The following is a 23048-nucleotide window of genomic DNA, read 5'->3' as shown; positions in this document are numbered from 1 at the left end:
AGGGAAGGAGACATGATGGATATATATTAAACTTTAACTAAAAATTACCCACAACAGTTCCCTTTCCTTTGGAAAGGGTTAGGGATAGGAAAATGAAACAAGCATACATAGTAAAAGCATACAGAACCGCAGTTGGCAAAGCACCAAAAGGCGTATTCCGTTTTAAGAGAGCTGATGAATTGGGCGCTGAGACCATCCAATACATGATGAAACAATTACCAAACTTTGATGTCAAACGTATTGATGACGTGATGGTTGGTAATGCCATGCCGGAAGGATCGCAAGGATTGAATTTTGCACGATTTATCTCCCTGATTGGATTAGATAGCGTCGATGTTCCTGGAGTAACGGTCAACCGTTTTTGTTCTTCTGGAATAGAAACCATCGCCATGGCTTCGGCAAAAATTCAAGCAGGAATGGCTGACTGTATTATCGCAGGAGGTGCTGAAAGCATGAGCTCCGTGCCGATGTCGGGTTACAAACCAGAATTAAACTATGACACCATAAAAGCGGGCCACGAAAGTTATTATTGGGGCATGGGAAACACTGCTGAGGCTGTTGCCAAACAGTATAATGTCTCTCGTGAAGCTCAGGATGAGTTTGCTTATAATTCGCACATGAAAGCTTTGAGAGCACAAGCTGAAAATCGTTTTCAGGATCAAATCGTGCCGATTACGGTGGATGAAACTTATGTGGATTCCAACGGAAAAAAAGCAACTAAATCTTATACGGTTACTAAGGATGAAGGTCCACGTGCCGGAACCAGTTTAGAAGCCTTGGCCAAGTTAAGACCTGTCTTTGCTGCTGATGGTAGTGTGACTGCCGGTAATTCCTCACAAATGAGTGATGGCGCTGCCTTTGTGATGGTTATGAGTGAAGCGATGGTTAAAGAATTAAATCTTGAACCTATTGCACGCTTGGTCAATTATGCGGCTGTAGGTGTTGAACCTCGCATCATGGGCATTGGGCCAGTAAAGGCCATTCCAAAAGCGCTTAAACTATCAGGTTTGGAGCAAAAAGATTTGGATTTGATTGAGCTAAACGAAGCTTTTGCTTCACAATCAGTAGCCGTTATTAGAGAACTCGATCTTAATCAAGATATCGTAAATGTCAATGGTGGCGCCATTGCGTTAGGCCATCCACTTGGATGTACAGGTGCAAAATTATCTGTACAATTGTTTGACGAGATGCGCAAACGAAACATGCAAGGAAAATATGGTGCAGTTACCATGTGCGTTGGAACGGGTCAAGGTGCTTGTGGGATATTTGAATTTTTGAAATAAAATCCCATCCTAACCTTCCCAAAGAGAAGGAACGATTGAAAACAAAAAATAAAATAAATTATAAATTTTAATTAAACACCCTGTAAAAGCCCTCTCCTATGGAGAGGGTTGGGAGAGGCTTATGGAAACACAACTAGAAAAAGAAATTTTACGCGGCGGACAATTCCTCGTGAAGGAAACAAAATGCGAAGACATCTTCACCCCTGAAGACTTCAGTGAAGAGCAAAAAATGATGCGCGACTCGGTCATCGAGTTTAATGATCGTGAGATTATTCCTCATAGAGATCGCTTTGAAGCTAAGGATTATGCGTTGACTGAAGAGGTGATGCGCAAAGCTGGAGACATGGGCTTCTTAGGTGTTTCGGTTCCGGAAGAATACGGCGGACTTGGAATGGGATTCGTTTCTACCATGATTGTTTGTGAATACATATCAAGTGGAACTGGTTCTTTTAGCACCGCTTTTGGAGCACATACAGGAATTGGAACCATGCCAATCACCCTTTATGGTACCGAAGAACAAAAACAAAAATACGTCCCAAGATTAGCAACTGGCGAATGGTTTGGTGCATACGCACTGACGGAACCAGGAGCTGGTTCTGATGCCAATTCTGGTAAAACAATTGCTACGCTTTCTGAAGATGGCAAATCGTACAAAATCAACGGACAAAAAATGTGGATTTCCAATGCTGGGTTCTGTCAAATGTTCATCGTTTTTGCACGTATTGAAAATGATAAAAATATCACATGTTTTATCATTGAAAAAGATCTCAATAATGGTATCACTTTAGGCGAAGAAGAACACAAACTGGGTATCCACGCTTCTTCTACAAGACAAGTATTCTTTAGTGACACTGTTGTTCCTGCAGAAAACATGTTGGCTGGTCGTGGTGAAGGTTTTAAAATTGCGATGAATGCGTTGAATATTGGTCGTATCAAATTGGCTGCCGCGTGCTTGGATTCTCAACGCCGTGTCACTACAACTGCAGTTCAATATGCCAACGAACGTAAACAATTCAACACCCCGATTTCAGATTTTGGAGCTATTAAATTGAAGTTAGCTGAAATGGCAACCAACTGTTATGCTGGTGAATCCGCCTCTTACAGAGCTGCTAAAAATATCGAAGACCGAATCGCTATGCGTGAAGCCTCAGGAAACAGTCATCAAGAAGCAGAATTAAAAGGTGTTGAAGAATATGCGATTGAATGTTCAATATTAAAGGTTGCTGTATCTGAAGACATACAACATTGTGCTGATGAAGGGATCCAGATTTTTGGCGGTATGGGCTTCTCTAAAGACACACCTATGGAAGCTGCGTGGAGAGATGCGCGTATTGCACGTATTTATGAAGGCACTAACGAGATCAACAGAATGTTATCTGTTGGTATGTTGGTAAAAAAAGCCATGAAAGGCCATGTTGATTTGTTAGGTCCTGCCCAAGCGGTTGCTGATGAGTTGATGGGAATCCCTTCTTTTGAAACCCCAGATTATTCTGAATTGTTTGCAGAAGAAAAGGAAATGGTTGCCAAATTGAAGAAAGTATTCTTAATGGTTGCAGGTGCTGCGGTACAAAAATTTGGTCCAGATTTAGATGGTCAACAACAATTGTTATTGGCTGCATCTGACATTTTGATTGAAATCTATATGGCAGAATCCACACTCTTGAGAACCGAGAAAAATGCGAAACGTTTTGGCGAAGCATCTCAAGAAATTCAGATAGCAATGGCTAAATTATACCTGTATAATGCCGTTTCTATTGTAGAGAAAAACGGGAAGGAAAGTATCATCTCATTTGCTGAGGGCGATGAACAACGCATGATGTTGATGGGCTTGAAACGTTTTGTAAAATACACGAACTATCCAGACATTGTGGATTTACGTAAAGCAATTGCTGAAAAAGTAAAAGGTGAGAACAAGTATCCTTTTTAATGCATCAATAACTTTCAGATTTTGAAGTCCGAAAAGTCGGGTTTGAAATTTCAATTAGACTTTTGTTTCTAAAATTCTGACTAACTCAAATTTTAGTAATCAAAGAAGCCAGTTCGTTAACGCGAGTTGGCTTCTTTATTTTCATTATATTTAGAAAATAAACAATGAAAACAATGAAAAGATTAGCGACTCAGCTGCTTCTTATACTGCCCATATTCCTTTTTGCCCAACCAAATACTGAAGTTTTTCTATTTGATCTGAAAACTGAGAAGGACAATTTTCAATTGTCAAATTTCAAAAACATTTCTAATAATGAAGGTTATGACAACCAACCGTCATTCATGGATAACAAAACTTTATTGTATGCTGGTACGCGAAATAGCCAAACTGATATTGTCAAATATGATCTTAATTACGGTTCAACAACCTGGATCTGTTTTACGGAAGGAGTCGAATATTCGCCATTAAAAATTCCAAATCAAAATGCAGTTTCAGCGATCAGGTTGGATCCTGACGGAAAGCAGCGTCTCTATCGCTACAATTTAAAAACCACCACCAACACTGTTATTTTAGATACGTTGGTAGTGGGTTATCATGTTTGGTTTGACCAAAACACTCTTGTTTCCTCTGTTTTGGAAGCAGACTTTTTATCGCTTTATACCTCCGATTTAAAAACACGGCAAAATAAAAAGATAACAACTCATGTTGGCCGTTCATTGCACAACATTCCAAACTCTAAGCTGATCAGTTTTATTTCTAAAAACAAAAATGGTCCCTCAGAAATTAAATCATTAAATCCTTTAAACGGCACTATTAAAACAATTACTCAAACACTTTCTGAGGGTGAAGATATGTGTTGGATGCCAGATGGCAGGATTTTGATGACCAAAGGCGATGCCATCCTCCAATTCAATCCAAAAAGCCAATTCGGTTGGGTAGAAGTGGCCTCTTTGAAAGATTTTGGCATTACCAATCTCACACGTTTAGCTATAAGTCCCGATGGAAAAAAATTGGCCATTGTTGGAGAACTTTTAACTCAAAAGTTAGAACCAAAACTTGAACGCATCAAATGGATTGCCGGCAATTGGAAAGGTGAAGCCTTTGGTGGACAAACTGAGGAAAACTGGAGTGAACCTTCTGCCGGTTCCATGATGGCCACTTTTAAGTTGATTGAGAATGACAAGGTGGTTTTTTATGAAATTGTAATCATTCGTGAAGTTGAAAATTCCTTAATTTTACAACTCAAACATTTTGGAAGTGATCTTAAAGGTTGGGAAACAAAAGATGAAACTGTCGATTTTCCATTAAAAGAAATCACAGAAAATAAAGTAGTTTTTGAAGGTATGACCTTTGAAAAACTTAGCGCCAATGAAATGACTATATATGTCGATATCAAACATGACAATGGCAGTATTGAAACCGTAAAATTTAATTACAAAAAATGAAACAGTTGATAGCAATCTTATGCCTTTTAATTGGGGCTTCCAGTTGCAAAAACTCCGGAAATAGCACTTCAACAAGTCAAAAAAATGAGTACCAATTGCGTCAGGTCTTAAAAGCAGAACAAGCACCCGTAATTGATGGACAAGCTTCAGACAGCATCTGGCAAAAAGCCACATCCTACTCTATTGATCAACTTTGGTTGGGCGAAACGTATTCTGCTGAAGATTTTGAAGGTTCCTATAAATTAACTTGGACTGAGGACGCGCTTTATGCATTGGTTGAAATTAAAGATGACTCGCTCTTTGAACAACACGCTGATCCTTTAAAACTTTGGTGGGATGATGATTGTGTGGAAGTGTTTATTGATGAAGATAATAGCGGCGGAGAGCATCAATATAATCACAATGCCTTTGCCTATCACGTGGCCTTGGATGGGAATGTGGTAGACATGTCCCCTAAAAAAACGGGGCATTTGTATAACCACCATGTCACCTCAAAACACGTTACCACAGGAAATACGACCCTATGGGAATTGCAAATTTCGCTTTATGATGACAGCTATAAAGAGAACGAAGAAAATAGTCCCGTAAAATTATCTGAAGGCAAAAAAATTGGTTTCGCCATTGCCTATTGCGATAATGATGGCAGCATAGAACGTGAAAACTTTATCGGATCTATCGCTGTAGACGGCGAAGATAAAAACAGAGGCTGGATAGATGCCAGCATTTTTGGAACCATTCAATTAAAAAATTAAAATCCATACCACATGAATTATTTGATGACGCTTGCGCTTTTGATCGCATTTAATTTTACTTCTGCACAAACAGATCAAAAAATCTATGATATTATTGACAACGTTTCTGCTGACAGAATCAAGAAAGATGTAAAAACCCTTGTTGATTTTGGCACACGTAATACCTTTAGTGATACCGTTTCCCAAACACGCGGTATTGGCGCTGCCAGACGCTGGATCAAGCAAGAATTTGAAACCATTTCAAAAGATTGCAACAATTGCATGAACGTTTTTTATCAAAAGGATTTTGTGACCAAAGAAGGCAACAATCGGGTGCCACACGATGCCTGGATCGTTAATGTAGTGGCCATTCAGAAAGGCACAAAATATCCAAACCGTTATATTATTATGAGTGGGGATATTGATTCCCGAGGCAGTGACACCATGGATTTTACTTCAGATGCGCCAGGTGCCAACGACAATGCCTCAGGAATGGCGGGAGCTATTGAAGCCGCCCGTGTGTTATCAAAATACAAATTTGAAAGCAGCATTGTTTATGTTGGACTCTCTGGCGAAGAACAGGGACTTTTTGGTGGTGGCGGACTAGCCGCTTATGCTAAGGAAAAAGGATGGGACATTATCGGTATTTTGAATAACGATATGATTGGCAATATTGAAGGTGTTGATGGCGTGATTGACAATAGGACCTTTCGGATTTTTTCCGAACCTGTTCCACCAACAGAAACTGAACGCGAACGCCAAATGCGTCGTTTTTATGGCGGTGAAGTAGATGGCATTTCACGTCAATTGGCGCGTTATGTCCACAAAACAACGCAAACCTATATGCCAGAAATGAATCCGATGATGGTATACAGATTGGACCGCTTTGGTCGAGGAGGTCATCACCGTCCGTTCAATGATTTGGGTTTTGCCGGCATCCGGATCATGGAAGCCCATGAAAACTATACCCAGCAACATCAAGATATCCGTACAGAAAACGGCATCACTTATGGAGACACTTTTGAACATGTCAATTTCCCGTACGCTGCCAAATTAACGGCCGTTAATGCCATCAATATGGCTAGTTTAGCTTCTGCCCCTCCTGCGCCAAAAAGCGTTGCTATCGGTGGCATCGTTGAGGCCTCTGCGAAATTAAAATGGGATAAAGTTGATGGTGCCACAGGATATAAAATTTATTGGAGAGATACCACGTCTCCAACTTGGGACCATTCCAGATATGTTGGCGATACTGACGAATTTACCTTAGACGGCATCGTTATCGACAATTCCTATTTCGGCGTTGCTTCTGTAGGAAAAGATGGTCATGAGAGTGTGGTGGTTTTTCCAAACTCGATTATAAGAAATTAAACTATCCCTATGTACAAGTGCTTTTTCATTCTTTTAATTTTAGTTGCTTCACAAACCTTTCAAGCACAAGAGCAAGTATTTACAAAACAGGATACTTTAAGAGGTTCCATAACCCCTGAACGTGCTTGGTGGGATTTGACCTATTACCATTTGGATGTATCAGTTGATCCGTCAACTAAATCTATAAAAGGCAAAAACACGATAAACTATAAAGTTTTAGAATCCAATGCCGTTCTTCAAATTGATTTACAACCGCCATTACATATCACGAAGGTCACTCAAAATGGAGAAACCCTCAACGTGAGGCATGACGGGAATGCACATTTTATCACCTTAAAAAGCGACCAAAAAATTGGAAGCCACCAAAGTATAGACGTTTATTATGAAGGCCAACCCAAAGAAGCGGTAAGAGCACCTTGGGATGGTGGATTTTCTTGGAAAAAGGATGATAATGGCAACGACTTTGTGGCCACATCATGTCAAGGACTTGGCGCAAGTGTGTGGTGGCCCAATAAAGACCATATGTATGATGAAGTGGACAGCATGCTCATTAGTGTCACTGTCCCAAAAGATTTGATGAATGTCTCCAACGGACAATTGCGCAGCATTGAAACCAATACTAATGACACCAAAACTTATAATTGGTTTGTCAATAACCCGATCAATAACTATGGTGTTAATGTCAATATTGGAGATTATGTTCATTTTAATGAAGACTATAACGGTGAAAAAGGTCCGTTGAAAATGGATTATTATGTCTTAAAAAATAATCTGGAAAAAGCAAAAATACAATTTAAGGATGCACCAAAAATGATGGAAGCTTTTGAGCATTGGTTTGGTCCCTATCCATTTTATGAAGATGGCTATAAATTGGTGGAAGTACCTTATTTGGGCATGGAGCACCAGAGTTCAGTTACTTATGGCAATCAGTATAAAAATGGCTATTTAGGTCGTGATTTATCAGGAACAGGATGGGGTTTAAAATTTGATTTTATCATCATCCACGAATCTGGTCATGAATGGTTCGCCAACAACATCACCTATAAGGATATTGCGGACATGTGGATCCACGAGAGTTTTACGGCCTATTCCGAAGGTTTATTTTTAGATTATTTTTATGGTAAGGATGCCGCCGCAGCGTATGTGATAGGCACCCGACAAAGTATTGGTAATACGTCGCCAATTATCGGTACGTATGGCGTTAATCAAGAAGGTTCTGGAGACATGTATTACAAGGGTGCCAATATGTTGCACACCTTAAGACAATGGATTGATGACGATGAAAAGTGGCGCCAGATTTTGAGAGGACTCAACGAGACATTTTACCATCAAACCGTGACGACAGAACAAATTGAAAATTATATTTCTGAGATGTCGGGAATTGATTTGAATGCTTTTTTTAATCAATACTTGAGAGATACCCGAATTCCGACCTTGGAATATGAACTAAAAGACAAGCAATTAAGATACCGCTGGACCCAAACAGTTGCAGACTTCAAAATGCCTATCCAAATATTAATTGACGGGACAGAACAATGGCTATCACCTAAAGCGACTTGGTCTACAATGGAAACAAATGCGAGCACTTTGCAAATTGATCCTGATTTTTACGTCTATTCTAAAAAATTATAATGCTTGCATCCTATTACAACTTGAAAATCCGTTAACAATTCTTTAAGAAGATTATAATCCTTTTTGTATAATTTTGCCTCTATCCCTAATAATCTTCCATTGAAACAGCGTCTTAGCAAATTGGCAAAATCCACACGGTGGTATAGAAAAACACACCGATGGATTGCTATTATTTTGGTGTTTTTTATGTTTATAGTGGGCGTAACCGGACTTTTATTAACATGGAAGGATGAGCTTCAATTAAAACCTTCCAGTGCAAAAGTTGCTGCAGAAAATAGGTCATTGATTTCTTTGCAGACCATACATGACAAGGCCGTCTCTTATATTGAATCCCAAAATCTCTCTTCAGAAATTAACCGCATTGATTACAGGCCAAATAAAGGAATAGCCAAGGTTAGATTTGAGCAACATTTTACAGAGCTCCAAATTGATTGTTACACAGGCGCTATCGTTTCAGAAAAAAATAGAACGGCCGATGTTGTTGAGATGATCCATGATGGTTCCATCATCGATTTTGTATTCAGCAACAGTTCTTCAACTTCAAAGTTGGTGTATTCTACATTCACTTCTTTGGGCTTGTTATTTCTATCTTTTAGCGGATTTATATTATGGTTAAGGCCAAGAAAAATGAAAAAATTAAAGACTTCAGGAACTGATGCATCATAAAGATTGTGTGTACAGTTTCACAAAGGATAACAGAAAGAACGACTTCTTCTAAAAAAAGAAAACCCAGCATATTTAAATACTGAGTTTTAGTGTTCGATTAATCTGTTTTATGAAATTGATCTCCCATTTAACCATCAATCTCCTTCGGCTGGGAATTCTTTTCTTTTTGGTATTTGTATGCTAAATAGACCAATTGCATACCTATTAAAACCATGCTGGCCTTTCTACTCTTGACGAAAAAGTTCGCCATTCCTATTATAGTTGCTGCTGTCATAATTTCTTTTTAATGTTATGCATTGTCACGTGGCTGATGCTTTTCCTGTTTTTGTTTCACCTGTGGGTTAATTTCTTTTCCGTCAGAGGCCTTTTCCTTAATATTAATGGCGTGCTCTTTCTTACTTTGTCTGTCCGGCATTTGTTCGTTTTTATCTGTCTTCATAATAGTTTTATTTTAAAAGTTGATACTTTATAAATATAGATGAAATCACTACAACAATTTGATCCAAAAGCGTACATCATTGACTCTAATCCAAATAACTAGGCTTACAACCCGCTAATAAAACTGCCATAAGGATCTTTAAATTGGGTGCCTTCAGAAAAACGGAACTTGTTTAATTGTTTAAATTCCACCAAAGCCCACAACACAAATTCCTTCACGAAATAGCTTTCTTCTTTGGACAGATTAGGTTGATGCTCGCCCAACAAGTCATCTAAGGGTGTAATGGCATCCAACAACTCTTTATATTCTTTATCCCTTAGATCATCAAGAAGTTCAAACCCTTCCTTTTGATTAAAAAACCAAGAAATGATTTCGTCATAAGGTGTTTCGGCATCATCCTTTTTAAGCTTTTCAATTTTAGGAAAAAACTCTTCAAACAGACTTTTAACGCCTTCACCAATTAAATTATAAGCTACAACTGCAGCACCTTCTTGCTCTCCCTCATACACCAATTCTACTTTTCCCGTAATTGACGGGATAATGCCTACAAAATCACTTAAGCGCACCATCGTTTTGTCATCGCCTGCTTTTAACGCACGACGCTCAGCGGTACTCAATAAATTTTCCAACGCGGTGATGCTCAAACGCGCACTCACACCACTCTTGGAATCAATATAATCGCTTTCTCGTGCTTCAAAAACAATTTGCTCCAATAAATCTCTTGCCAAATCAGGAACCATAACCGATTCTTTTTGGCCTTCCACTACCCGCGCCTCTTGTTCCGTAATCAAGCGTGCAGTTTCAATATCTACAGGATAATGGGTCAGGATCTGAGATCCAATTCTATCTTTTAACGGGGTCACAATACTTCCTCTGTTGGTATAATCTTCGGGATTTGCAGTAAATAAAAACTGGATATCCAATGGCAATCTTAGTTTAAAACCTCTAATTTGAATATCGCCCTCCTGCAAAATATTAAACAATGCCACCTGAATCCGTGCTTGTAAATCTGGAAGCTCATTGATGACAAAAATACAACGGTTGGCCCGCGGAATCATTCCATAATGGATGACGCGATCATCAGCATAACTCAGTTTTAGGTTTGCCGCCTTTATCGGATCGACATCCCCAATAAGGTCAGCCACGGTAACATCTGGCGTTGCTAATTTTTCAGCAAAACGCTCACTTCTATGAAGCCAATAAATAGGAGTATCATCACCTTTTTCCTTTATTAATTCCTTGGCATATCTTGAAATTGGATTTAGTGGATCATCATTAATTTCTGACCCTTCCACTACCGGAATATATTCATCCAGAAGATTCAACATCAGTCGTGCCAATCGGGTTTTTGCTTGTCCGCGCAATCCCAATAGATTGATGTTGTGTCGTGATAAAATGGCGCGTTCCATTTCTGGTATCACTGTGTTTTCATACCCATGAACGCCTTCAAAGGTTGTTTCTTTATTCTTAATTTTTTGGATCAGATTATCGCGTAATTCATCTTTGATGGATTTTGACTGATATGCTGCCTTTTTTAATTCGCCTATTGTTTTAATGTCTCTCATAGTCCTTTCCCTAGCCCTCTCCAAAGAAGAGGGAACTGTTATGGGGTATTTAATTTATAATTATAGTATCTAGTGTATTTTTCCGAATTCGCTCCTCCCCTTCGGGGAGGCTGGGTGGGGCCTCTACCCCCTAATCCGTTTCTTCCTATTGGTCTCATAATCCTCAAAAATCATCTCACCCAAACCTTTTAATCCGGTGTAAAACGCTTTTCCTTGATTGGCTTTTGTGAACTCTCTCACAAACTGCATCAAATACTGATCTTGGGCAATCATGAATGTAGTAATGGGGATGTGCAATCTTCTGGCTTGTTGGGCCATGTCATAACATTTATTAGTGATATATGGATTAAGACCCGCACTGTCCTTGTAATACTGCCCATCCGGAAGTCTTAGACAGCTCGGTTTCCCATCAGTAATCATAAAAATTTGCTTGTTGGTGTTTCGCTTTCGTCGCAGTAAATCCATGGCCAATTGTAAACCGGCCACGGTATTGGTATGGTATGGTCCCACTTTTAAATAAGGCAAATCCTTAATTTCTATCTGCCATGCATCGTTGCCAAATACCAAAATATCCAAGGTGTCTTTTGGATAGCGTGTGGTAATCAATTCGGCCAAAGCCATCGCTACTTTTTTTGCAGGAGTAATACGGTCTTCTCCGTATAAAATCATACTATGACTGATATCAATCATCAACACCGTACTCATTTGCGATTTGTGTAGTGTTTCCTCAACCACCAAATCTTCTTCAGAAAGTTTAAAATCGCCAATCCCATGGTTGATCTGTGCATTTTTTAAACTTTCGGTTACAGAAACCTTGTCCAAGGCATCTCCAAATTGGTAGTCTCTAAAATCGCCGGTGTGCTCATCGCCAGTTCCCGGACTTTTACTTTTATGATTGCCTTGGCCGCTGCGTTTGATGTTTCCAAAAATTTGATCAAGCGCTTGCTGGCGTATGGCTCTCTCTGTTTTGGCAGTAATGGCCATTCCTCCATTGCCATCGGTATCAATTTCTTCTTTGATATAGCCCTTTTTCTTAAGGTCTTCAATAAAATCGTCAACAGTGTATTCTGCAGTGGTCAATTTATACTCTTTGTCAAGCTCTCTTAACCAATCGATAGCTTCATCAAAATCGCCCGAAGTATGCGTGATTAATTCCTTGAAAATTTCGAAAAGTTTATCAAAAGGAGATTGAAAAGGCGCTTCGTAAGTTTTGAAGACGAAGCCCTTTTTTAAAGTATTTTTTGTTTTTCATAGCTGCATAAAATTACGGCTTTTTCAATTCATGAAGTAAGGCATTAACATCTATTTTAAGTATCGAATCATAAGTTTTGATTATATTTAGATCGACTAAAACCAACTCTTAATGAAAAAAACACTTTTCTTTTTGATGCTCTTTGCATCATGTTCTCTTTTTGCTCAAGAATTTTCTCTCGATTTACTAAAAAGTATGAAGCCTCGTAATATTGGCCCAGGTGGTATGTCTGGACGTGTAACGGCTATTGACGCCGTACATTCCAATCCAGATATTATGTACGTAGGAACGGCTTCAGGAGGCCTTTGGAAATCAACGTCAGGAGGAATTAAATGGGATCCTATTTTTGACAAAGAAGTCACCGCATCAGTTGGTGCTGTGGCAATTCAACAATCAAATCCAAGCGTGATTTGGGTAGGTACTGGAGAAGGAAATCCGAGAAATAGTTTGAATGGTGGCTATGGCATTTATCGGTCGCTTGATGGCGGTAAAAGTTGGCAATTAAAAGGTCTAGAAAAAACAAGACATATCCACCGAATCATTATTGACCCAACCAATCCAAATGTAATTTATGTGGCAGCTATCGGCTCACCTTGGGGCGAACATCCTGAACGTGGTGTTTTTAAAACGACCGATGGCGGCGACACTTGGAACAAAATTCTCTTCGCTAATAATAAGACTGGTGCTGCCGATTTGGTTATGGATCCAACAAACCCAAATAAATTGATTGCTGCACTATGGGAACACAAACGCGAGCCTTGGTTTTTCAATTCTGGTGGTGAAGGTTCGGGATTGCACATGACCCATGATGGTGGAAAAACATGGAAAAAGTTAACAGATAAAGATGGCTTACCAAAAGGAGATCTCGGTCGTATTGGAATCGCCATTGCGCCCAACAAACCAAACATTGTTTACGCGTTAGTTGAAGCAGAAAAAAACGCACTCTATAAAAGTGAAGATGGTGGTTTTAAATGGAAAATGATCAATGACAAAAATGATATCGGCGATCGTCCTTTTTACTACTCTGAAATTTATGTAGACCCTCAAAATGAAAATCGTGTCTATTCAGTATTTACATATATAAACGTCAGTCAAGACGGTGGAAAGAATTTTGATCAGCTGATGCCAGCTTACGGCGTTGACAATGGCGTCCACCCTGATCATCACGCATGGTGGATACATCCTAAAAACGGCCAATTTATGATTGATGGAAATGATGGCGGACTGAATATCACTAAAGATGGTGGGAAATCATGGCGATTTATAGGCAATCTTCCTGTGGCGCAATTTTATCATATTAGCGTCGATAATGAATTTCCATACAATGTGTATGGAGGCATGCAAGATAATGGGTCTTGGCGAGGGCCAGCTTATGTTTGGCGTGATCAGGGCATACGCAACAGCTATTGGCAGGAAATCAGTTTTGGGGATGGTTTTGATGTCGTTCCAGACAAAGATGATTCGCGCTATGGATGGTCAATGAGTCAGCAAGGTTATGTGACACGGTATGACTGGCAAACAGGTAATAACTATATCGTCCGTCCTACACATCCAGAGGCTGACACTGAATTGCGTTTTAATTGGAATTCTGCCATTAACATGGATCCATTTGATAATAGCACCATTTACTTTGGCAGTCAATTTGTACATAAATCAACCGATAAAGGTGAGACTTGGAGCATCATTTCCCCAGACTTAACCACTAATGATCCTGAAAAACTTAAACAAAGCGAAAGTGGTGGCATTACCATGGATGCCACTGGAGCTGAAAACCACTGTACCATTTTGGTTATCGAACCTTCTCCGGTTGAACAGAATATGCTTTGGGCAGGAACAGATGATGGCCGTGTCCATATCACTCAAAACGGTGGACAAAACTGGACCGATGTCACCAAAAACATCAAAGGGCTTCCTGCAGGCAGTTGGATTCCACAAATAAAGGCATCCAATAAAAACAAAGGTGAAGCATTACTGGTCGCCAATGATTATAGACGTTTCAATTTTGCACCATATGCCTACCGCACTAAAGATTATGGCAAAACGTGGACACGTATCATTGACGAAACAGATGTTATCAGTTACACGTTATCTATTGTTGAAGATTTAGAAGAACCAAATTTAATGTTCCTAGGCACTGATGACGGCCTATATATCTCAATAGACGCCGGCACCGAGTGGACCAAATGGACAGAAGGGTTTCCAACCGTGTCCGTCAAGGATTTAGTGATTCACCCTCGCGAGCATGACCTAATCATTGGAACCTTTGGAAGGGCCGCATGGGTTATGGATGATATTCGTCCGCTTCGGGAATTGGCTAAAAACAAACAATTGGTCAATCAAAAATTAGAATTATTCACACCGCCAATAGCCTATCAAGCAGCATATCAACAACCCACCGGAAGTAGATTTGGAGCTGATGCTATGTATCAAGGAGAAAACAAACCTTCAGGCGTTCAATTGTCTTATTATGTGAAAATCGATCCTAAAAAAGATACTATTAACACTGATATTAAGCCGAAAGATATTCTAGAGAAAAGCCAAAAACCTAAAACCGAGAACTTAAATCCTTCGGATGAAGATTTCCCAGAAGAAGAAATTGTAGAATCTGAGAATGATACACTTCAAAAGGTGAAAGATGTGAAATGGGATACCTTGACGATGCACATTTATGATGCTGACAGACTTATCCGAACCCTAGAACAAAAAGCACCAGATTCAAGCGGGGTTTACAAATGGTCGTGGTATATGGATGAAGCAGGTGTGGACAGACCTTCCAAATCAACGACAAAAAGAAAAAGTGAACCAAGTGGTGTCATTGTAAAACCAGGAGATTACAGAGCCGTAATCACCTTTGGCGACCACACTTCCGAAGAGATAATTACTGTAAAATCAGATCCTCGTTTAGACATTTCTGCCAAAAATACTGACGACGTATATGCCGCATCTAAAGAATTGGAACAACTGCAAAAAACTGCAGCCGACGCTGTGGCACAATTGGTGGAAAGTAAAACTGTAGCCGAAAATTTTGAAAAGAACTTGAACGCATTGGACAAGACTAAATACAAAGCTGAAATTAAGTCTTCAAAAGATATTATTAAAGACCTTGACAGCCTTATTGCAAGGTATTTGGGCAAAGAAGACAAACGCCAAGGTATTACTCGCAATCCCGAAATAACGGTTATGCAACGCATTGGCATTGCCAATGGTTATGTGCAGTCCAGACAAAATGGTATCACATCCACAGAGACAACCTTAATAAAGCATGCCAAGAATGAACTACAATCGGCTTTGGAAAAGACCAATACATTTTTCGAAAAAGACTGGCAAATATATCAAACACGTATAGAAAGCTTACAAGCATCACCATTCAAACCAATCAAAACCTTTAAATTATGAAGTACATTAGTTTCGTATTAGTATTACTGACATTTGTCTCATGTAAGGACAAAAAAGACATGAAAAATGAAGATACTGCCATCAAGGTTGAGCAGTATACCATTGAACAATTTATGGATAACGAAGCCGTTGGCGGTGGCAGTTTTTCATATGACAACTCCAAACTTCTTATCTCCAGCAACCGTTCAGGGATTTACAATGTGTACACGGTTCCTGCCACCGGAGGGAGCTACACGCCTGTTACGGCATCTGACAGCACGTCTTATTTTGCAGAATCATTTTTTCCAAATGATGACCGTATGTTATTGTCTGCAGATGGCAATGGGGACGAAATCAATCATCTGTTTTTACGGGACACCACCGGAACCATCACCGATTTGACTCCAGAAAAAGGAGTGAAATCAGAATTTTATGGTTGGGCTGAAGATGGCAAGACCTTTTACTTCGGATCTAACAAAATGAATCCGAAATTTTTTGATGTCTATGAGATGGATCTCACTAATTTCAACTCAAAAATGATCTATCAAAATAATGATGGTTTGAATTTTAGTAGCATCTCCAATGACAAAAACCACATTGCTTTGGTGCAGTCTTTAAATACCAATGACAGTGACTTATTTATTTATAACGTAAAAACACGAGAGAAAACAAAGATCAATGAGAACCAAAGCGGCAATGCAGCACAGGATTTTTCTAATGATAGCGCTTCACTTTATTATACGACTGACAATGGTGCTGAATTTTCATATCTGATGAAATACGATCTCAATACCAAAGAAAAATCTAACGTGCTTCAGAAACCTTGGGACATTTCAGGGGCTGGCTTTACAGAAAAAGGCAACTATATGGTCGTTTATGTTAATGAAGATGGTAAAAATGTCATTGAAGTTATTGATACAAAGACAAACATGCCTATTGAACTGCCCGATTTTGGAGACCAAAGCATTACCAGTGTCGGAATGAGCGATGATGAAAAATGGATGCGCATGTATGTTGGTGGATCCAACACACCATCTAATTTATACACTTACAATTTTGAAACTAAAGAACAGCACAAACTCACCAATGTATTAAATGAAGACATTCATCCTGAAGATTTGGTTACCGCCAAGGTGGTGCGCTACAAATCTTTTGACGGTGTAGAAATTCCTGCCATTTACTACTTACCTCATCAAGCTTCTAAGGACAATAAAGTGCCTGGAATGATATGGGTACATGGTGGTCCTGGAGGTCAAACCCGTCAGGGATTTAACTCCTTTTTGCAATATATGGTCAATCATGGTTATGCTGTTTTGGCCGTCAATAATCGCGGTAGCAGTGGTTATGGCAAAACCTTTTACCAGATGGACGACCTTAATCATGGCGAAAAAGATTTACAGGATTGTGTAGAAGGCAAAAATTGGCTGGCCACCCAACCAGAAATTGATGGTGATAAAATTGGAATTATTGGAGGCTCTTATGGTGGATACATGACGATGGCAGCCCTAACCTATACTCCTGAAGAATTTGATGTGGGCGTGAATTTATTTGGCGTGACCAATTGGATCAGAACTTTAAAGAGTATCCCGCCATATTGGGAATCTTTGAGAAAATCATTGTATTTGGAATTGGGCGATCCGTTTACCGCAGATTCAGTGCGATTAAAACGAATTTCCCCATTATTCCACACTGATAAAGTGACCAAGCCACTGATTGTTTTACAAGGCTCTCAAGACCCACGGGTTTTGCAGGTAGAATCTGATGAAATTGTTGCTGGCGTTCGTAAAAATGGCGTCCCTGTGGAATACGTGCTTTTTGATGATGAAGGTCATGGATTTGTGAAAAAAGAGAACCAGATTGAAGCCTATAGCAGAGTTGTTCAGTTTCTCGATAAATACTTGAAAAATGAAAAGCAGCCTATTGATGGCGAGATGAATTCTACAGAGATAAAAGCGAAAGAGTAATCAGAAGCGCATGTCCTGTCACATTGAAAACTCATGAGATTTTGACAGTTTAAAAACTCTGAGTTGCTGACCATCATAAACCCCAAAGCTTAAAACACTTTGGGGTTTATTATGGTGTAAAAACTCAAATAACACCAATAGATTTTGAATGTGCTATCGCTTCTCGGCTAAATTTATAGTAACAGGTTGCGACTTCCATATCTGTGATATTATTCAAAATAGTACTCACTTTATCTTTTTTATGCCTTGAAGTCTGCCTGATATAAACCGCCTTAATGTTCTTTGGGAATATTTTACAGATGCGTTCATAAATTTGCGGATCATGCTGTGAATCATCACCCAAAAGCACATACTCTAACTGAGGATAGAATGAAATAATCTCTTTCATCTTGACATATTTATGATCATGGCTTCCTCTTCCCGTAAATAAGAAATCAGAAATTCCGGTCTTTATTTTTTTAAGCTTTATAACCGCTTTAGGCAATTCATGCAGGCGTGCAAAAGTCTCAATAAACTCATACAGATTCCATTCACTACTCGATACATAAAAAAAGGAATTAGAAGCCTCATCATTGGTCTGACCTGAAGTGCTTAGGGCTTTATAGTGTTGCACGACATCATCAAAAATTTTCCGACTATTGACGTTCCTTAATAAAAGGACATACAATTTCTTGAAAAAGTTATTACTGTGTGAAATCAAAAAAGTATCATCAATATCTGAAATAATCGCCAACTTACTTTCAAACGGTTTTAGAATTTCTCCGTGTTGCACAATCCCAAAATCATAAAAGTTGCAGGTTACTTCGTAGGGGTGCCATCCGCTTTTTACATCTTCATTAAAAGGAACGATAAACCTAAAAAAACCATCATCCAAAGTTCGCGTGGTCACCTTAAGTCCTTTAAAAGTCATGGTAACCTCAATATTTGAATAGGGCTTGATCCTAAACATGTGTAAAATGGACACAGCATGGCGAATGCCTTTTTTATCCAAACGGTATTTGTCTGGTGCCCAAGATTTAAAGACATGTCCTGAAACAATGAGTCCCTGATCATTAACATAGCCGCGGTATAATTTCAAATCTAGTTTTGCCAATTGAAGAATAATTATATGTAATAAGTTACAAATTACTTAATTTTAAGCAGATTTATAGACTTTATGGAATCGAAAAATAAACTACTCCTGGTGATCAATCCCATTTCTGGTGGCTCAGAAAAAGAACAATTAATTAAAGAGATTACTGAAATTTTAGAAGATCGAAACGTCGTGTTTGAAACGTATGAAACCACAGGAAAGTTTGATGATCTCCAAATCAGAAAACTTTTAGACGACCGAAATTTTAAGAATGTATTGGTTGCCGGTGGCGATGGCACCATACAAGTTGTTGCTAGGGCTATTCAAAATAGAGACGTCGCCATCAGCTTGATTCCCGCGGGTTCTGCCAACGGCTTAGCTTCAAACTTAATGCTTCCATATAGTCTTGAAGAACAAATAGAAATCGCATTGGGAGAGAGCTATTTAATGATGGACAAGATTTCTATTAATGATCATTTATGTTTGCACATTGCTGATCTGGGTATCAATGCGGCATTGATCAAGAATTACGAAAACTCAGAAATCAGAGGTAAATTGGGATACGCACTTCAAACCATCCCTACACTTCTCAAAGCTGACTTGCCCTATAGCTTTTCTTTACACATTGATAAAAAAACAACAGTGATTGAAGGCGTCATGGTAGCTATTGCCAATGCGAAACAATTTGGAACTGGTGCAGTTATCAATCCTGAGGGCAAAATGGATGACGGTCTATTTGAAGTACTGATTTTTAAGAAACTTGACATTCTTGATATTCTTAAGACTTTAGACGAAAACTCCTATAGAAACCCTGAATTTGTAGAATGCTTTTCAGTAAAAAAAGTCAGCATTGAATGTCAATCAAATGTTTCTTTACAAGTAGATGGTGAATTTATTGGGGACGTGAAACACGTTTCAGCAGAACTGATGCCTACAAAACTCAAGGTCATGATTCCCAAAAAGAAATACTAACTTTGATTATTCTACGCGCCCCAAATCATTCAAATTTTCGATTTTTATCGTTTTGCCTTGGGTAGAAATCAGACCTTCTTTTTTAAACTGTGATAAAATCCTAATGGCCGACTCGGTGGCAGTCCCCACAATACTGGCATATTCCTCACGCGATAAGTTGACACTTAAATACCCATCTTCATTTACTCCAAAACTTTTACTCACATATATTAAGGCTTCAGCCAACCGTTGCCTGACGGTCTTTTGGGCCATATTTATTAAATCGTCTTCCGCTTCTCTTAAATCTTGGGCCAGACTCTGCAACACTTTAAAAGAAAATTCTTGGTTGGATTTAATGTTACTGAGAATCTGCTCTTTTGGCACAAAGCACACCTTGACATCATTTAATGCAATGGCACTCAAATTAGTACGCTCTTCACTGATAATAGAACGCTGGCCAATCAACTCACCCTCGCCAAGTAATTTAATGGTTTGATCTTTCCCATTTTCACTCATTTTGGTCAATTTGCAGATGCCTTCCCTGACGCAATAGACACCATTGAGCATTTCGTTTTCATTAAAAATAATATCACCTTTTTTATAAGATCGTGTGATCTTACATGCAGAAACCTGTTTAAGCTCGTCTTTTGTCAACGTATTCATGGAATTCAACTGACGTGCAATACACTGTTCACAACTACTCATACCTCTTGTCATTGGCCTTCAAAATTATGAAAAACATGACTAATATCATAGTTTAAACAGCTATCATTTTGCACCTTTGCACCAGGTATAACTGAGCATAATTATGGAGCAATCTGGCTGTTTCCACTGTGGCGATCCATGTGATGCGTCCACAATCATTTTTGACGAAAAATCATTTTGTTGTCAAGGCTGTAAGACCGTTTATGAGATTTTCTCAGAAAATGATCTCACCTGCTATTATGACCTACAATCAAATCCGGGCACCACACCTAAAGACATTCAAGGAAAATATGACTTCCTTTCCCAGCAAAATATTATTGACAAATTAGTAGAGTTTGATGATGGCAAATCACAAATAGTAACACTCTACATTCCTCAAATACATTGTAGTTCTTGCATTTGGATTCTTGAAAACTTAAACAAACTTAACACGAACATATCCTCACCTCAAGTTGATTTTGGAAAGAAAACAGTACGTCTTCAATTTAATTCTGAAACATACAGCTTAAAAGAAGTGGTCATTTTGCTCAGCTCTATTGGTTATGAGCCTTACATCAGTCTCGCGGATTTTTCTACTGGAAAGAACCACGTCAATCGCTCCCTTATATACAAGCTTGGAATTGCAGGTTTTGCCTTTGGGAACGTTATGTTTTTATCTTTTCCAGAATATTTTGAGGTCAATGAGTTTTGGCTGGAGCAGTACAAACCTCTTTTTAGATGGTTAATGTTTGCGTTTTCATTACCAGTTGTGTTTTATGCAGCCTCAGATTATTTTATATCTGCTTACAAAGGATTGCGCGCCAAAATTCTGAATATCGATGTGCCAATCGCCCTAGGCATCGTGGTTCTATTTTTAAGGAGTACAGTAGATATTATGTTCGATTTAGGTTCTGGCTTTTTCGATAGTTTGACGGGATTGCTATTCTTTCTATTATTAGGTAAATTTTTCCAGCAAAAAACCTATTCCTTTTTATCGTTTGAGCGGGATTATAAGTCCTATTTTCCAATTGCCATTACCAAAATATTGAAAAATGGTACGGAGCAGCCTGTACAAGTTTATGATATTGAAAAAGGCGACCGATTGCTCATAAGAAATGAGGAATTGATTCCAGTAGATGGTGTGCTTATCAAAGGAAAAGCAAAGATTGATTATAGTTTTGTCTCTGGAGAATCGGAAGCTGTGAGGAAAGAATCGGGCGATAAACTTTTTGCCGGCGGGAAGCAAACCTCGGGGAGCATTGAAATGGAGGCCTTAAAAAGTGTGGAGCAAAGTTACTTAACACAATTATGGGGTAATGACGTGTTCAATAAAACAAAAGAAGATGACTTTACCACTTTAACAAACGTAATAAGCAAGCGGTTTACCATTGTGGTGTTGAGCATTGCTTTCGTGTCTACAACTTTTTGGTTATTTGCAGACTCTAGTAAAGCCTTAAACGTCTTTACTTCAGTTTTGATCATTGCATGCCCTTGCGCCATTGCTTTAGCTGCACCATTTACGCTTGGTAATATGTTGCGCATATTTGGGAAACATAAATTCTATCTAAAAAATGCAACCGTCATTGAACAAATGGCGGCTATTGACACCATTATTTTTGACAAAACCGGAACCATCACTTCCAACAAACAAAGTACAGCTACTTATGAAGGATTGTCTCTTTCTCCATCGGAAGAAATTCTGCTAAAAAACACATTGAGAGGTTCCAACCATCCGCTGAGCAGAACGCTTTATAGCCTTCTAAATCAAAATGACATTATTACACTCGATCAGTTTGAAGAACATTTGGGACAAGGCATTGAAGGGGTGCACCAACAGGATAGCATCAAAATTGGATCTGCCAATTTTGTTGGCAAAACCAATGAGATGGCGTTACTCAATACATCTGTTCATATCAGCAGTAATAATGACTACAAAGGGAAATATACGTTTTACAATAGCTATAGAAAAGGACTGTCACAATTATTCAATAAGCTGAAAAAACATTATGATTTGGCTATTTTATCTGGAGATAACGAAGGCGAATTGGAAAATTTGAAAAAATTGCTTCCTGTAAAAACGAAAATGTTATTTAACCAAAAACCAGAAGATAAATTGCACTACATTAAATACCATCAAAGTGAAGGTGCAAAAGTCATGATGATTGGCGACGGGCTGAATGATGCCGGAGCTTTGGCGCAAAGTAATGTTGGTATTGCATTATCAGAGAACGTGAATGTGTTCTCTCCTGCGTGTGATGCCATCTTGGATGCTGACAAGTTTAATAACCTAGGCAACTTCATTAAATTGTCAAAATCAGCCATCAAAATTGTAAAATGGAGTTTCGTATTATCATTCATGTACAACGTGGTTGGGGTTTATTTTGCAGTCACCGGTCAATTGGCACCTGTAATTGCCGCCATATTAATGCCTTTAAGCTCCATTAGCGTGGTTGTATTTACCACACTTGCAACTAATTGGACGTCGCGAAGGTTAAGATAAGTCAATTTTAAAAAATTTATATGACCCTTTTATTTTCCTTTGTCAATTGCAATACAATTTCAAAGAGCCTTTTTAAGAAAAAATTGTATAGATTTGAACCGAAAGTTTCTATTGTTTTATTTTAAAACCCATTCTGTTTTAGAGGAAAAATAAATCTCAAACATGATAAATATCATAAAATAACCATGGCTTCA

General features: G+C 38.8%; 17 protein-coding genes. 11 read left to right on the top strand and 6 right to left on the bottom strand.

Annotated elements, in window-relative coordinates; all coding sequences use genetic code 11:
- Positions 1-92 precede the first annotated feature (92 nt).
- The 7 genes from A9996_RS09340 (at position 93) to A9996_RS09310 (ending at position 9052) form a co-directional block, all read left to right on the top strand.
- A complete protein-coding gene (locus A9996_RS09340) occupies positions 93-1283 on the top strand; it encodes an acetyl-CoA C-acyltransferase (protein WP_066433610.1) in 1191 nt (396 codons plus the stop codon).
- Positions 1284-1404: 121 nt separating this feature from the next.
- Complete coding sequence (locus A9996_RS09335; RefSeq protein WP_066433605.1) at positions 1405-3210, top strand: acyl-CoA dehydrogenase family protein; 1806 nt, start codon at positions 1405-1407, stop codon at positions 3208-3210.
- Between the two features lie 173 nt (positions 3211-3383).
- Positions 3384-4655: a DUF6265 family protein gene (locus A9996_RS19885; protein WP_146608903.1), complete on the top strand. Its 1272-nt coding sequence runs from the start codon at positions 3384-3386 to the stop codon at positions 4653-4655.
- Complete coding sequence (locus A9996_RS09325; protein ID WP_066433603.1) at positions 4652-5407, top strand: CBM9 family sugar-binding protein; 756 nt, start codon at positions 4652-4654, stop codon at positions 5405-5407. The genes A9996_RS19885 and A9996_RS09325 overlap by 4 nt, the downstream gene beginning before the upstream one ends.
- Positions 5408-5419: 12 nt before the next feature.
- The gene (locus A9996_RS09320; protein ID WP_066433601.1) at positions 5420-6754 is read left to right on the top strand and encodes a M28 family metallopeptidase; all 1335 of its coding nucleotides are present in this window, start codon (positions 5420-5422) and stop codon (positions 6752-6754) included.
- 9 nt (positions 6755-6763) lie between these two features.
- Positions 6764-8386, top strand: coding sequence for a M1 family metallopeptidase (locus tag A9996_RS09315; RefSeq protein ID WP_066433598.1), 1623 nt, complete (start codon positions 6764-6766; stop codon positions 8384-8386).
- A gap of 99 nt (positions 8387-8485) precedes the next feature.
- Positions 8486-9052: a PepSY-associated TM helix domain-containing protein gene (locus A9996_RS09310; RefSeq protein ID WP_066433590.1), complete on the top strand. Its 567-nt coding sequence runs from the start codon at positions 8486-8488 to the stop codon at positions 9050-9052.
- A 127-nt stretch (positions 9053-9179) separates the two neighbouring features.
- Here A9996_RS09310 and A9996_RS19880 read toward each other — a convergent pair whose 3' ends face one another.
- The 4 genes from A9996_RS19880 to A9996_RS09300 form a co-directional block, all read right to left on the bottom strand.
- A complete protein-coding gene (locus A9996_RS19880) occupies positions 9180-9326 on the bottom strand; it encodes a hypothetical protein (protein WP_157487203.1) in 147 nt (48 codons plus the stop codon).
- Between the two features lie 15 nt (positions 9327-9341).
- Positions 9342-9491, bottom strand: coding sequence for a hypothetical protein (locus A9996_RS20105; protein WP_169817245.1), 150 nt, complete (start codon positions 9489-9491; stop codon positions 9342-9344).
- Positions 9492-9595: 104 nt separating this feature from the next.
- Positions 9596-11056, bottom strand: coding sequence for a magnesium chelatase (locus A9996_RS09305; RefSeq protein ID WP_066433588.1), 1461 nt, complete (start codon positions 11054-11056; stop codon positions 9596-9598).
- Positions 11057-11179: 123 nt separating this feature from the next.
- Entirely contained in the window at positions 11180-12136 is a 957-nt protein-coding gene (locus A9996_RS09300) for a vWA domain-containing protein (protein ID WP_248912338.1), read from the bottom strand.
- A gap of 283 nt (positions 12137-12419) precedes the next feature.
- On the opposite strand from A9996_RS09300, the gene A9996_RS09295 reads away from it, so the two are divergent.
- Together A9996_RS09295 and A9996_RS09290 are read left to right on the top strand one after the other, a co-directional pair.
- On the top strand, positions 12420-15704 hold the full coding sequence (locus tag A9996_RS09295) for a WD40/YVTN/BNR-like repeat-containing protein (RefSeq protein ID WP_066433584.1): 3285 nt from the start codon (positions 12420-12422) through the stop codon (positions 15702-15704).
- Entirely contained in the window at positions 15701-17647 is a 1947-nt protein-coding gene (locus A9996_RS09290) for a S9 family peptidase (protein WP_066433583.1), read from the top strand. Before A9996_RS09295 ends, A9996_RS09290 begins: the two co-directional genes overlap by 4 nt.
- Before the next feature lie 124 nt (positions 17648-17771).
- Here the strand turns inward: A9996_RS09290 and A9996_RS09285 are convergent, their stop codons facing one another.
- Complete coding sequence (locus tag A9996_RS09285) at positions 17772-18740, bottom strand: App1 family protein phosphatidate phosphatase (RefSeq protein WP_066433579.1); 969 nt, start codon at positions 18738-18740, stop codon at positions 17772-17774.
- A 63-nt stretch (positions 18741-18803) separates the two neighbouring features.
- On the opposite strand from A9996_RS09285, the gene A9996_RS09280 reads away from it, so the two are divergent.
- Positions 18804-19691 (top strand): diacylglycerol/lipid kinase family protein, encoded by an 888-nt coding sequence (locus A9996_RS09280; protein ID WP_066433577.1) that lies wholly within the window; start codon positions 18804-18806, stop codon positions 19689-19691.
- 6 nt (positions 19692-19697) lie between these two features.
- Here the strand turns inward: A9996_RS09280 and A9996_RS09275 are convergent, their stop codons facing one another.
- The gene (locus A9996_RS09275; protein ID WP_317047095.1) at positions 19698-20387 is read right to left on the bottom strand and encodes a Crp/Fnr family transcriptional regulator; all 690 of its coding nucleotides are present in this window, start codon (positions 20385-20387) and stop codon (positions 19698-19700) included.
- Between the two features lie 91 nt (positions 20388-20478).
- On the opposite strand from A9996_RS09275, the gene A9996_RS09270 reads away from it, so the two are divergent.
- Complete coding sequence (locus A9996_RS09270; RefSeq protein ID WP_066433573.1) at positions 20479-22854, top strand: heavy metal translocating P-type ATPase; 2376 nt, start codon at positions 20479-20481, stop codon at positions 22852-22854.
- Positions 22855-23048: the final 194 nt, after the last annotated feature.

The sequence above is a fragment of the Gelidibacter algens genome (genome assembly GCF_001678675.1).
Lineage (GTDB): Bacteria > Bacteroidota > Bacteroidia > Flavobacteriales > Flavobacteriaceae > Gelidibacter > Gelidibacter algens.
This window is presented reverse-complemented; position numbering and strand designations above follow the sequence as displayed.